Source organism: Brevibacillus halotolerans (genome assembly GCF_026891775.1).
Classification (GTDB): Bacteria; Bacillota; Bacilli; order Brevibacillales; family Brevibacillaceae; genus Brevibacillus_B; species Brevibacillus_B halotolerans.
On the sequence record NZ_JAPTNK010000028.1, the window covers coordinates 1 to 13,343 of the forward strand.

Annotated in this window: 15 protein-coding genes; 7 read left to right on the plus strand and 8 right to left on the minus strand. The window is 40.6% G+C overall.

The window, feature by feature from the left end:
* Window positions 1–534: 534 nt before the first annotated feature.
* Entirely contained in the window at window positions 535–822 is a 288-nt protein-coding gene (locus tag O0550_RS22780; RefSeq protein WP_258420020.1) for a hypothetical protein, read from the plus strand.
* Window positions 823–934: 112 nt separating this feature from the next.
* Here the strand turns inward: O0550_RS22780 and thiI are convergent, their stop codons facing one another.
* Both thiI and O0550_RS22790 read right to left on the minus strand, forming a co-directional pair.
* On the minus strand, window positions 935–2,134 hold the full coding sequence (gene thiI / locus O0550_RS22785; protein ID WP_068793590.1) for a tRNA uracil 4-sulfurtransferase ThiI: 1,200 nt from the start codon (window positions 2,132–2,134) through the stop codon (window positions 935–937).
* Window positions 2,135–2,146: 12 nt separating this feature from the next.
* Window positions 2,147–3,292, minus strand: a complete 1,146-nt coding sequence (locus O0550_RS22790) for a cysteine desulfurase family protein (RefSeq protein ID WP_258427291.1) — start codon at window positions 3,290–3,292, stop codon at window positions 2,147–2,149.
* Between the two features lie 312 nt (window positions 3,293–3,604).
* Between O0550_RS22790 and O0550_RS22795 the strand changes: the two genes are divergently transcribed.
* Window positions 3,605–3,745 carry a hypothetical protein gene (locus O0550_RS22795; RefSeq protein WP_003338667.1) on the plus strand — a complete coding sequence of 47 codons (141 nt, stop codon included), beginning with the start codon at window positions 3,605–3,607 and terminating at the stop codon, window positions 3,743–3,745.
* A 114-nt stretch (window positions 3,746–3,859) separates the two neighbouring features.
* On the opposite strand, the gene dapF is transcribed toward O0550_RS22795, so the two are convergent.
* Window positions 3,860–4,726 (minus strand): diaminopimelate epimerase, encoded by an 867-nt coding sequence (gene dapF / locus O0550_RS22800; protein ID WP_035319364.1) that lies wholly within the window; start codon window positions 4,724–4,726, stop codon window positions 3,860–3,862.
* Between the two features lie 188 nt (window positions 4,727–4,914).
* Here dapF and O0550_RS22805 point away from each other — a divergent pair, with 188 nt between their 5' ends.
* Complete coding sequence (locus tag O0550_RS22805) at window positions 4,915–5,436, plus strand: DUF84 family protein (protein WP_258427293.1); 522 nt, start codon at window positions 4,915–4,917, stop codon at window positions 5,434–5,436.
* A 466-nt stretch (window positions 5,437–5,902) separates the two neighbouring features.
* Here the strand turns inward: O0550_RS22805 and O0550_RS22810 are convergent, their stop codons facing one another.
* Entirely contained in the window at window positions 5,903–6,514 is a 612-nt protein-coding gene (locus O0550_RS22810; RefSeq protein ID WP_003338664.1) for a sulfite exporter TauE/SafE family protein, read from the minus strand.
* A 92-nt stretch (window positions 6,515–6,606) separates the two neighbouring features.
* On the opposite strand from O0550_RS22810, the gene O0550_RS22815 reads away from it, so the two are divergent.
* Window positions 6,607–7,218: a 5' nucleotidase, NT5C type gene (locus tag O0550_RS22815; RefSeq protein WP_003346212.1), complete on the plus strand. Its 612-nt coding sequence runs from the start codon at window positions 6,607–6,609 to the stop codon at window positions 7,216–7,218.
* 305 nt (window positions 7,219–7,523) lie between these two features.
* On the opposite strand, the gene O0550_RS22820 is transcribed toward O0550_RS22815, so the two are convergent.
* Together O0550_RS22820 and O0550_RS22825 are read right to left on the minus strand one after the other, a co-directional pair.
* Window positions 7,524–7,805 (minus strand): DUF4183 domain-containing protein, encoded by a 282-nt coding sequence (locus O0550_RS22820; protein WP_003346211.1) that lies wholly within the window; start codon window positions 7,803–7,805, stop codon window positions 7,524–7,526.
* 255 nt (window positions 7,806–8,060) lie between these two features.
* Window positions 8,061–8,441 (minus strand): hypothetical protein, encoded by a 381-nt coding sequence (locus O0550_RS22825; RefSeq protein WP_258427294.1) that lies wholly within the window; start codon window positions 8,439–8,441, stop codon window positions 8,061–8,063.
* Window positions 8,442–9,081: 640 nt separating this feature from the next.
* Here O0550_RS22825 and O0550_RS24445 point away from each other — a divergent pair.
* On the plus strand, window positions 9,082–9,984 hold the full coding sequence (locus O0550_RS24445) for a DUF4183 domain-containing protein (RefSeq protein ID WP_396125777.1): 903 nt from the start codon (window positions 9,082–9,084) through the stop codon (window positions 9,982–9,984).
* A gap of 85 nt (window positions 9,985–10,069) precedes the next feature.
* On the plus strand, window positions 10,070–10,354 hold the full coding sequence (locus O0550_RS22840) for a DUF4183 domain-containing protein (RefSeq protein WP_003342561.1): 285 nt from the start codon (window positions 10,070–10,072) through the stop codon (window positions 10,352–10,354).
* 508 nt (window positions 10,355–10,862) lie between these two features.
* Here O0550_RS22840 and O0550_RS22845 read toward each other — a convergent pair.
* Entirely contained in the window at window positions 10,863–11,075 is a 213-nt protein-coding gene (locus O0550_RS22845) for a DUF1540 domain-containing protein (protein WP_003342558.1), read from the minus strand.
* 125 nt (window positions 11,076–11,200) lie between these two features.
* Between O0550_RS22845 and O0550_RS22850 the strand changes: the two genes are divergently transcribed.
* Window positions 11,201–11,977 carry an SDR family NAD(P)-dependent oxidoreductase gene (locus tag O0550_RS22850; protein ID WP_096887594.1) on the plus strand — a complete coding sequence of 259 codons (777 nt, stop codon included), beginning with the start codon at window positions 11,201–11,203 and terminating at the stop codon, window positions 11,975–11,977.
* 7 nt (window positions 11,978–11,984) lie between these two features.
* Here the strand turns inward: O0550_RS22850 and O0550_RS22855 are convergent, their stop codons facing one another.
* Window positions 11,985–13,202 carry an MFS transporter gene (locus tag O0550_RS22855; RefSeq protein ID WP_258427295.1) on the minus strand — a complete coding sequence of 406 codons (1,218 nt, stop codon included), beginning with the start codon at window positions 13,200–13,202 and terminating at the stop codon, window positions 11,985–11,987.
* Window positions 13,203–13,343: the final 141 nt, after the last annotated feature.

Sequence of the window (13,343 nt, forward strand, 5' to 3'; positions counted from 1 at the left end):
ACGCCGCCAGCGTTCGTCCTGAGCCAGGATCAAACTCTCCATTAAAGTAGTTCTTGATCAAAGCTTCAAAACTTGCTTGGCTAGTGTTTCTATCAAACATTTTACTGTTCAGTTTTCAAAGATCATTCTCATCTCTCTAAATTAAATTACCGAGACAAGCTTATTCATTGTATCATATCACCCATCACTTCGCAAGTACTTTCTCAAAAAAACTTTTTCGTTTTTTCAGCGACTCGCTCGCGACTACGTTTATTAATATAGCACAATTCATTTTATTAAGTCAACACTTTTTAAAAAGATTTTTTTAAGCTAACTAAAAACACCTTCATATATAACTGATTTTATTTAACAACACTAAACACATACTGCAATATAAACCATATTTGTTTATAAATATCTTCTTTAGAACAGTTCTATACTATACATTTCCCAATCCTTTTAGTCAAGGAAAAATTGGCATTACTAGAAAAGCACAGCTTATATAAAACAAGGACATCCTATTTTATAAACATCTAGTAAAAGGAGACCATAGCAATGTCTTACTACAAAAAAATAAAGGATTCTGCCGAAGATTATAGTGAACTATCCACTGTTCAATCCCAAAGAAACGAGATTTTACAAGAAGAGTTTCCAGAAGGCCCTTTTGGTGCTGCCACAAATGAAGAAAAGCTAGGAAAAGCAACTGGTTGGGAAAAAGGTCAACATTCTACTACCACCCGATTTACCTATGAAACAAGACAGCTACATCAGGAATTACCACGGCAGTATCCCGGAGCCCATCCTACACACAGTGACTCTAATCAGAATATTGAACCCCAATAATATCGCCTCCCACGCAAATTAGGGTCAACTAACCTTGAAATGATAAACACTCGTTTTCATGTACACGAAAAGAGACCTTCCTTTTACTAATTAGGAAGGTCTCTTTTTTTATTTAAAATAAATCAGTCACAACATCACGTGGTTTTGCTGTAATTTCTTCTAATTCTGTACGCGCAACAGCGTCATTTACTAATGCTTCAACATCAAGCTTCTGCTCATATCTCTCCGCTAGCTCTACTCGGGGACGAGTAGCAGGGTTCTTAGGTGTAAAAATCGTGCAGCAATCCTCATATGGCAAAATAGAGAGATCAAACGTGTCAATGTTACGAGCAATTTCCGTAATCTCTGACTTATCCATTGCAACCAACGGACGTAGGATCGGGATTTTGACCACATGATTAATCGTATACATGCTCTCTAGAGTCTGTGAAGCTACTTGTCCCAAGCTTTCCCCTGTAGCAAGTGCTAGAGCCTTTCGTTTTTGCGCAACTTTTTCAGCAATACGCATCATAAAACGGCGCATAATTGTAATGTTATACTCCTCTGGGCAATGTTCACGGATTGCTTCTTGAATGACTGTGAACGGCACCGTATGCAAGCGGACGGAGCCACCCCATTTAGTCAGTTTTTGTGCTAAGTCCTTCACTTTTTCCAAAGCTCGTTCGCTAGTGTACGGGTAGCTGTGAAAATGAATAGCTTCTAATCTTACACCACGCTTCATCGTCATCCAGCCAGCGACAGGACTATCAATACCACCTGATAATAGAAGCAAGACCTTTCCACTAGCACCTACAGGTAATCCCCCAGCACATGGTAGCGTTTCACTACTAATAAAGGTACCTTCCGTACGTATCTCAATCTTAACAGAAGCTTCTGGCTGATGAAGGTCTACTTTGAGTCCTTCAATATTTCGTAGGAGATGAGTCCCTACCATTCGATTAACATCCATCGAAGGCATTGGGTAACGTTTATCAGCTCTGCGCGTGTCTACACGGAAGGTACGCGGAGCAGGGGTCAGAGACTGAACCAAGCGAAGCGTTCCTTCTTTAATAGCTTCTTCTGTTTGTTCAACCTGAATCGTTGGGCTAATGGAGGTAATTCCAAACACTGCTTGTAACTTCTCCATTACCTCGTAGGCATTCTCTCCATTTAATTGGACATACATCCGCCCGTACCGTCGATATACCTCAACGGATGGGTGAACCTCCAGTACATTTCGGACATTTCTCATCAGCGTATCTTCAAATTGATCTCGATTACGTCCTTTTAGTGCTAATTCGCCATAGCGAATCAAAATTACATCATAGTTCATTGCTGTCATCCTCTACACTTTTGTATATGGTAAAATGCGATTTTTGCATGTTTGCAGCGCTACTAAAAATTTCTCCACGTCATCCATGGTATTTTGTTTACCTAGGCTTATTCGCAAAGAAGATTTGGCTTGTTCGCGACTCATTCCTGTTGCTACCAATACTGGACTTGGCTCATCAGACTTAGCTGAGCAAGCGGAGCGAGTAGACACACAGAATCCTTCCGCTTCTAGGGCATGTAACAAAACCTCGGCTTTCATCCCTAGCACGGAAATATTTATGATATGAGGTGCCGCTTCTGTTTCAGGAGAATTAATTATACATCCAGGAATCTGTTGAATTCCGTCTCTTAAACGTTGCTGCATCTCTTTTAGCCTTGACATATCCTGTGTAGCCGTCTCTTCAATTAAACGCATGGCTTTTGCCATTCCTGCAATTCCGGGGATGTTTTCCGTACCGGAACGCAGTCCACTTTCCTGACCTCCACCTTTTAATAAAGGCTCAATCAGCATATTCTCACGTTTTACAAGAATACCAACACCACGAGGACCGTGAAATTTGTGAGCAGATAAGCTTAGCAAATCAACTCCCCACTCATTTATACGAAGGGGTACCTTTCCAAAGCTTTGTACTGCATCGACATGAAAGATAACCTTAGGAAACAGCTTCAGATATGTACCAATCTGATTAATCGGTTGGATAGTCCCTAACTCATTATTGACATGCATAATAGATACAAGAATCGTATCAGGGCGCATAGCCTGTTTCACATCTTCTAGGGAGACTCTCCCTTCCTTATTAACAGGAAGATAAGTTACATCGTAGCCAAATTCCTCTAGCTGTTTACAAACATCCAAAATAGAGGCATGCTCTATTTGGCTTGTAATAATATGGCGACCACGCTCACGATAACGCATGGCTACACCTTTAATAGCTGTATTGTTACTTTCCGTGCCACCGGAAGTGAAGAAAATCTCTGTTGGTTTCTTTTGCAAAGCGTGGGCAGCAATTTGACGAGCCTGTTTTAAAACATTCTCTGCCTCTACTCCCAAACGATGCAAGGAAGAAGGATTCCCATAATATGCTTCCATAGTCCGCTTCATGGTGTCAATCACCTGCGGATGGGGTTGGGTCGTGGCACTGTTATCCAGGTAAATCACGGCAAAGACACCCTTCCTACAATTCAAATCTGGGTCGAACTGTCTTACATCATACCATATTGTTTGTTTTTACAACTACCTTCATGCTGTAGTTCTTTACTTTGGCTTGGTAATTGCTGTAGAGCGTTAGCCGTCCTTTGGTATAAAAAGCGGCTTCTTGTCTTATCCTAACCATCAGTCGAATGAATCTACCAAGCGCTCGTTCACATTTAAGTCATAGTTGTAAACGTTTTCAACAAAGATCGCTGCTTTACACACTTCTTTATACTTGTTAGAATTATCAATAAATTCAACTAGAAAGGGGACCTAATCATGACAGTAATGGAAAAAATCAAACAAATGGAGGATGAATTGCAAAAGCTAAAGCAAGAGGTTGAAAAGGCAGAAAAATCAAAGCAAATCTATATTGATGATGAAACCTCCCACGATGTCTTAACAGAGGTATACAACTAAAGATGAACATGAAAATTCTCATATGTCTAATGGCTAGTTTCTATAGGAAAAGTGGTTACTCACACGATAAGGAGATAACCACTTTTTTGCCCTCTTTTATCTAAAATAAGGATGCTATTGATCTAGTAACGGCAATGCTCCAAAATACTCACCTGCAAATACCTCGGCGGCTGCACCTGTCATATAAACATGCTGATCAGCCTCACGCCATTCTATCTGCAAATCGCCTCCCAGTAAATGTATCGTGGCCATTCGCTCTGCTTTTCCTTCTAAAACAGCGGCTACTAATGCAGCACATGCTCCCGTTCCGCAAGCAAGTGTTACACCAGAGCCCCGCTCCCATACACGAAAGGTAATATCAGAAGGTGTATTTATGGAAATAAATTCAATGTTCGCTCTTTCAGGAAATAAAGCATGCTTTTCTAGTAATGGACCATAGGTTGTTACTTCTTCTTCGGAGATTTTATCCGTAAGAATCACTACATGAGGATTCCCCATAGAAACTGCTGTGAAAGTCAGGGTCCGCCCGTTGATTTGCACCTGTTCACCAATCGCTTTCGTATCGGGGTCCCCCGCCATAGGGATTTGTCCGCGCAATAAGCGTGGTTTTCCCATATCAACTGTCACCTTCTCTACTTTCCCATCCGCACCTATATGTACAACCGGTGTAACAATACCCCCATTTGTTTCAATGGTAAAGGATGTCTCCTTGGTTAAACCATGGTCAAAAACATACTTACTCACGCAACGTAGTCCGTTACCACAATTGCGGGCCTCGCTACCATCGTTATTAAATACTCTCATCCGAAAATCTGCTATTGTTGAAGGCATAATCAAAATTAAACCGTCTGCCCCGATTCCGAAGTGTTGCTGGCTTACTCTTCTTGAAAGTTCCGGCAAATCTACATTCGTGAGAGACTCTTCAAAACAATTGACATATACGTAATCGTTGCCTATCCCATGCATTTTCGTAAACCTCATTCCCGACTCCCACCATTCCGATATTTTTTCTCATTGTATCACAGGCGATGTAGTTCATGATTTCTTCTTTACAGCTTGTTTCGTTTCTATTAAAGAAATCTATTCGATAAGCTTTAACATGCACGTTTAATAGATACACTTCCAACCTGTTATAATAATCAAGAAGCAAAAGGTGGGAGTGAAAACTATTGTATAAAACGCTTGCTTTAGGAAGTCAGAATCAGGCTAAAAAGAAAGCCATCTTTTTAGCTACTGATATTCAGCCTCAGTGTGTTAGTGTGCCTTCTGGGGTAGCTGAGCAGCCTTTATCTGAGGATGAAACGATTAGAGGAGCCATTACGCGAGCCAAGCTAGCCCTTGAGGCTGTCCCTAATGCTGAGATAGGCTTCGGACTAGAGGGTGGTCTGACCTTTGATGCTATCTATACGAAACAGTGGTATCTAATCTCCATCTGTGCCGCTTGGAATGGGGAGACCTTACATATTGGGAAAGGACTTTCTTTTCCCATCCCTAATCAAATTGGAGAAGATATGAAAAGATCGGGTAGGGAATTACGCGAAGTGATTGATAGGTTATCAGGAACTAGAAATAGTAATCACAAAGAGGGAGCATACGGCCTTTTTACAAATGGTAAAATTACTCGCGCTCATGTTTTTAAAGAAGCGGTAATCGCCGCTCTTACACCGTTTGAGTCCGTTTTGTATCGCTGAGAATAAGTCCTCACCCTACATAGGATGAGGACTTTGGTGATGCTTTCTGATCTTCTACTATTCTTCAAATTTGCCGGTTATCGCATCCATACTGCCTGATCCTCTCTTGTTTGGTATAGGCGTATAGGCAAGGATCGGGGTTTGTTGAAAGTTTTCATCTTTCACTGGGTAAACGTATGTCAGATGAGTGGCGGGTTATTACTATCATTTTTTTGTTCTTCCATTACGAGAATAATCGATGACTACATACCTCGCTATTCTCAAGATCCACGTCTTCATAGTCGAATGCAAGAATTGAAGTTACACATGTCCAAATCTAAATAATAAAGATCTCAGCATCAATTGCAAAATTAGCACTTTTCTATCGTATTTTCCCTTTATTTCACACAAAGGAGGGGCTAGCCTTGCAGGTTTAATGCCTACAAGTCAGCCCCTCGCTTTGCTTTATTTTGTCGATAATAATGATTTACCGGGCAGAGTAATACGGATAAATTAAAAGTGCTCCTACAAAGGCAAGAGCTCCGATAACCATTGCCCACGTCCCCATTGATCTTGCCTCACGACGATAAGCTAGGAATCCCAGCACAATTCCCAGAGGGCCTAGAACATAAGGTAGCAGGAATAAGGACAAGATGGATGAGCCTATTCCTACCATTCCTATTCCGCTACCTTGGACTAAATTGCCATCCTTATCTTCAGCTTGTCTTGCTTCTCGCAAGCTAGAATTATCGCCATTGCGTAACCGTGTCGGACGGTATGGCTCGGCGATTTCCGCAGCTGTTTCTGTTGAGACATCATTTCGATACGACATGGAATCATTATTATTGACCTGAGAAGATTTCGCCACCGCTTGTGCAGACTGATTTTGATCGCCTGAATAGCGCTCCGTATGTGTCAAAGGATTATATTCAACATTCCCCTTCGTTTGGGTAGCGCCTGGCTCCAGCGAAGCCCGCATCCATGAATCCTGAGCTAGCTCCGTATCATACGACTTAGTATCAATTTTGTCTCTGCGGCTTTGAGCAGTCCTCGCTTCCTTCTGCTCACCACGTAAACGTCGTTTCTGATCGTTACCCATGCTGTGCTCCAACCCCTTTTTAATCAGGATGAAATGAAGGAAGTAGCCTTATTCTCTGTCTTCGGTGTACAATTTACTCAGGAGGCGAGGAGATGACAAACAAAAAATCACTAAAAATTGGTATTGATATTGACGGTACAGTTACCGATCCTAGCAGTATTGTCCCTTTTTTGAATCGATCCTTTGGCAAAAATTTAACACTACAAGATTGCTTTGAATATAATTTAGCGAATGTATATGGAATCACAGATGAAGAGTTTACTACCTGGCTTTTACAAAATAGCCAAGAGGTCTACTCCCACTCTCTTCTACATGGCAACGCCTCCGAAATTTTGCAAAACTGGCACTTCACTCATGAACTTATTTATATCAGTGCCAGAGCTTTAGAGGATAAGCAGGTAACCAAAGCTTGGTTTGCTAAACATCATATCCCTTATGATCATATCGATTTGGTTGGCAGTCATGATAAAGTTCGTGCCGCGAAAGCATGGGGCATTGATCTATTTATGGAGGATCGATTAGAAAATGCCTTACAATTATCCAGTGAACTGAACATCCCTGTTCTATTGTTTGACACACCGTATAACCAAGGTGAGCTTCCGTCCTTAGTCCATCGCATTACGAACTGGAATGAAGCGGAATCCTTTATTAGACGTCTGGAAGTGGAGCATGTCCTGACTTTAGTAGAGAAACAAGCCCTGTAGGTTTGAAAAATGCATTTGATTTACTTTAAAGTTCCCAAATAAAAAAGACGTAACCTTTTAAGGGGATACGTCAGGTTGTCGAAAAGATTTCGGCGACCTTTTTTATATGACAAGATACCTCGTTTATCCAGAGATATTATGGGCTGCGGTGGTATCTTGGTTATATTTATTAATAAAAGATGATGTAAGCAGTCGCTCGCAGATGGTATTTACCTAGGGCTCTTCCTCTTATAAAAAAACACTAAAAGCCCAATGACAAATATCCAATATCTCTTCCAAAGATCCGTATTAAAAAAATTACAGGACTAGGTTATAACAAAAACAACGATAATTGGTACCCCGGGGTCAAGTGTGTCTCCTCCTGGAATACCAAGTGTAGTTGTGCTAGCAGTCGAGGCATTAGCTAACTGAAGCACACCGTTAATATAGAGATTGTAATAGGTAAATGACGGGAATGCTGTAGCCGCTGCATTAGTATCATCTGTAAAAGCTGTAGCTGCAATTGCAAATGCCGCACCTGTTCCTGTACCAGCTCCTGCTGTGGACACAAATCTTCTCGATGTAACAAAGGGTTTGGTAATTGCCATTTTTCTTCACACCTTTTCAATATGTGGGAATCTCTTTTCGAGTTTCCTTGATTTATCATATACAACCCTTACTAGTTTCGTAATGGACAACCGACTCAGCATATTAGCTGTATTTTGCGTTTCTCTTAATATTAATTAAATTTTTTCTATATTTTATCTATTAGGCAAAAATTCGTATAAAAAAAGAATTAAACAATATTTGCACGCAATCAAGCATTTGCTCAGTTTAATAATTGCAATTGGTTTATCATTTATTTAAAACATTTCTTGCCATGACACCGCTATGCTCACTTCCGAAGAAGCTGCTGATGCTGCTGAAATTGTCAAGCTTTCATCTGGACTTAGCTCAATGTCTATTTCTCCCAAAACCAGTTGTCCTGAATCTACCCTACCACGGGCAATTAAAAGTACAATTTTTCCGTCTGAAACAGTTGTACCATCCGTATCAAATTCCATAACGCTTGTATCTGTAGAAACATCAGTAAAGACTGGAGTTCCTTCTGAAGTGGCATTATTGACTAGACGAATAACCGTTGACCTGGTCCCATCTACACTAAACGATTTATAATCCATACGAATTGGCTTAAATAAATCAGTATTAACATTATAAGTAAACGTCCATCCAACTATTGGCATAAGATCAATGGTATGTAAATCCCCGATGACGAAAGCGGAAATTCATCACTTAGGGGTAAAATTATTGACATTTGAATTTCACATCTCTTTTATAAATAATACTATTATCAGATGAATATTAGAGTTGAAACGAAAGGTACAAATAACATTTTTTTACATAAAAGGGCACCAGCTACCCGTATATGCTTTCTTCGGATATACAGAGTAAACTCAATCAAGTACGGATTTTTCATTGTCCGGAATATATTTTTTGAATACTCAATCATACAAAAGTTGCTTGTAGGCCTTTTAAGCCTTATCTTGTCCTAAGCTTCTTATCTTATTTTCATTTAGACGTAAATCAACACTTTCCTTGATTAGCAATCGTACTTGTTCTATGATGCTAAACGTAAATTCAGATACACCACCCCCTAATTAGCCTAAATGCATAAAAATAGATTTCAACCTACCAGATATTAGTTGAAAGTCTAACTCACTAATAGGTAAAAAACGTAGCATAAATAGTAGTGGAAAATATTAGGGGGGGCTTACATTGGAAATCTATGATTCAAGAAGAAAATGTAAAAATAAAACTTATTATAAGCAAAGAAAAAGATGTAAGAAAGCTGTCTGTGTAACTTGTCGCCCTTCTAAAGTAGTTATATGTTATCCTCAGTGCGGACCTACAGGACCTCAAGGACCTACAGGACCTCAAGGGATTACTGGACCCCAAGGCGTTACTGGACCTCAGGGCATTACTGGACCTCAAGGCGTTACTGGACCTCAAGGCGTTACTGGACCTCAGGGCATTACTGGACCTCAGGGGATCACTGGACCCCAAGGCATCACTGGACCTCAAGGCGTTACTGGACCCCAAGGCATCACCGGACCCCAAGGCATTACTGGACCTCAAGGGATTACTGGACCCCAAGGCATCACTGGACCTCAAGGCGTTACTGGACCCCAAGGCATCACCGGACCCCAAGGCATTACTGGACCTCAAGGGATTACTGGACCCCAAGGCATCACTGGACCTCAAGGGATTACTGGACCCCAAGGCATCACTGGACCCCAAGGTGTTACTGGACCCCAAGGCATCACTGGACCCCAAGGCGTTACTGGACCTCAAGGCATCACTGGACCTCAAGGCATCACTGGACCTCAAGGCATCACTGGACCTCAAGGCATCACTGGACCCCAAGGCATCACTGGACCTCAAGGACCTACAGGACCCCAGGGACCTACCGGATCCATCAATTCCATTAGTATTTTCCCAACTGTTAATCGATACTTTTTTACCGCCAGCTCAGATATCGAACTAACTACCCCTACAGTTATTCTCGCTACTCAATTTACTAATGATTTTGGTAACTTGAGTACAGAATTTATTGGACTCGGGCAAAATAGCTATAACAATTTATACATCAACGGGATATTGCAGGAAGGCAGTCTATATGTCGTAAATCCAAATGCTCTTATTATCTATTCAAAGGGAGGCACGATTTTTTTAGGAAGTCCAATCATTGTAGAAATTGTTCATTTTACGGTTCAGGTAAATCTCTAAAAATGATTCAGAGCGATCAATTGATCCGCCCTGTCCTTTATTCAATTACTTACATTTAATATAATAGAGAGGAGGTGCATGTAAAATGGCGATTACAAAACCTTTTATTGCCGGTAGAAGATTTGCGTCTACTGCAGGAGCTGGAACAGGTACAGGCGCTACATTTTCAATTGCATCAACAGTTTTCACTAATGACGCTGGTGCGGCCGCAACAGCATTTCCAGCATCATTTTCCTACTACAATCTTTATATAAATGCCGTACTTCAAACAGCCGATACTTCTTCTGTCACGTCGACAGCAATCACAATTCCTGGTGGCGATGCGCTCGATCCAGGTACACCGATCATTATTGAATTTGTAGTTACTTAACTCCTTATCACTCTTCAAACATCGGCAATTCCATTCTTGAATTGTCGGTGTTTCCATAAAAGGATAGGGCCATCTCTGTACTACACATAAAATAATAGTGTAACTACCTAAGAAAAATTGATTTTTCAGAACCATTTTAGTTAATCTGATAGTTCTATTACTGAAAGCTTTTAACCAATTGAACAAGTTTTATAGAGTGAAAAAAAGCATGCACAGCCTTCTCTACACTGTTCGTAAAAGACAAAGCAATGGTATAAGACCGCACTACTGATCAGCAACTGTACAGAATAAAAAAGATCGCTCTGCACCTTACTAAGTGAGAACGATCTTCTTTTATAATACTTTCGTACAGTACGATCAAATTCGATTTAAGGAAAATAAAAGTTTCCCCGCAGTATGACGTATCTGATCAGAGATTACGTCCTTTTTCTTTGTCGCTACACATTGAATCCCCCTGCCAAAATCTAACCCACTTTCGGCAGGGGGATTCTTTCAACCTAGGAAGCGATTACGCCTTTGGCTTGAACGTATGACAACAGGTTTCTCGAGAAGTTGTAGCATAATCACGGTGCTCGGTATCATAATCGAACTCGTTTGCAAATTCAGCATCATAATCTTTGTTTGCATGAGGATCAATGTCCACCATAATAGCATCAGCATTACAATTGTTTCCTTGTCCCCAGTACGTACAACTCGCTACACTGCATTTTACAATTGGCATATTGGTCACCTCCTATGGCTATACTGCACCCAGACAAGGACTTTTATAACCTTTCTCTTCAGGTTTTTTTTACATAGAATATCGTTAATGGTAGGATGTTTTATAGGAGGTGAATGAGTAGCATTATGAGTAAACCAGTAGTAATTGTTACAGGCGGTACCGGTGGACTTGGGATGGCACTTGCCAAGGAGTACATTCGTGAGGGATACCATGTGGTTATTACAAGCAGAGATCACACGAAACTAAAAAGAGTCCAGCGTGAATGGAACCGTCCCCCAATGCTTCACATCTATAAACTAGACCTGTCCGATAATGAAGCAGTAAGAGCCTTTTCTGCTTGGATAAAGATTCGCTTTGGCCGTTGCGATATTCTCATCAATAATGCAGGCTCTGCTTTATTTAAGCCCTTTTTAGATCATTCACTGGAAGAGATTCACCAGACCATTGAATCAAATTTATTAGGCACATTATATATGACTCGTGCTTTCCTGCCTATGATGCTCGCTCAATCAGAAGCTAGGATTGTGAATATTGCTTCTCTAGCAGGTCGTGTTGCTTCTGGTAAAACTGCTGTATATGCTGCGACAAAAGCCGCTGTTATAAGATTCAGCGAGTCACTTCGACATGAGCTAGCTGCTACACACATCTCAGTTACCTGTGCCTTACCTGGTCCGATTGATACGCCATTTCTCATGTACGCAGACAATACAGGCACCTATAAACAAAAAGTAAGTGGTTACCTGCTATCTCCCGAAAAAACGGCAAAAGCTATAATGAAAGCAACAAAACAGAAACGCTTTGAGGTAGCCCTACCAAAGCGTCTCCATCTACTGTCGCTCATTTATCCTTTATTACCAGATTTTATTATGAAACGAGTGGCACCCTTGCTGAATCGCAAATAATACTAAATTATCGTAAAGCTCGCAACCTTACCATCGCTATGATCCCAACCAACATACATAGCACGGCACAATAAACAAAGATACGATCCATTCCTAATGAAGAAGCCAGGAGGCCGGATAAGAAACTTCCAACAGGTAAACCAAATCCTGTGATGGAACGATTGGCAGTTAAAACTCGCCCCAAAATCTCATTCGGCACCTGTTTTTGAATATAGGTTGAAATTAATACGTTAAATGGAGCAAAAACAACCCCACCAACAAAGAAGCACACAACAGCAATCTCCATGCGCTGCGTAAACCCTAGAGGGAATGTAGCTAAACCCCACAAACAAATAATCGCCCCGACTGTCACTCCAATTGGGTATTTCCAATTCTTGGCGATAAATAGCATCGAACTACCCAATGATCCGATCGCTATCGCTGTAAGCATATAACCTTGATAAGCCTCTTTTCCAATCCCCCATACTTGCTGTATATATACAGGCAATAATTCTACAGGTGAATATCCCATATTAAAAAACAGACTAAAGAATAACAGAGAAAGGAGCATCGAATTCGTTCCTATATATCGATAACCTACCACAAGATCTTTCCAAAAATGAAGTAACGCCTCTCTTTTTGTCTGACTTGATATGTTTGAGTTTGGCTTATATGTATAGGAAACTCGTAAAAAGCACGCTGCACATAAAAAGAAACTAATTGAATCGATAATAATGACATTGGCCGGTCCGATTAACGTAACCGCTAACCCGGCTAGCATAGGCCCAAAAAGCCAAACAATCTGCCATTGCGCACTCATCACGCTATTTGCTTTAATGAGCAGTTCCTTATCCTTAATTAAATTCGGGAGCATTGCTTGCTGACCAGTGCTGCTTAGTGGTGACAACATACCAGCTAAGGCCATGATGATATAAACGGTAGCGACTGGTACGGCTGGTAAAGACAGCAAAAAAACAAGCAATCCATATAAAGAGCCTCTTGCCACATTATCAAAAATAATGAGTTTCCTTCGATCAATGCGATCCAATAAAACGCCTGCTATTAATCCAGATATCAGAGCTGGTACATAATAGGACAAAATAGAAGTCCCCATAATCGCTCCAGAACCTGTTCGATGTAATAAATACCAGCTTACCCCAAACGATCCAAATGAATTTCCGACAGCTGATAAAAAGATACCAAGCCAGAACCAACGAAATGATGGAGTTCTCCATAGCTCTTTCATGCTGTACACCTCCTAATAAAAAAATATCATAATTATACGACTTTTTAAATATAAAAATTTAATAAGTAAAAATATTTAGTATTATCTACACGTAGATATCATTTCTTTAATACAGTAAAGTTTCACATGAAACATTAAAAA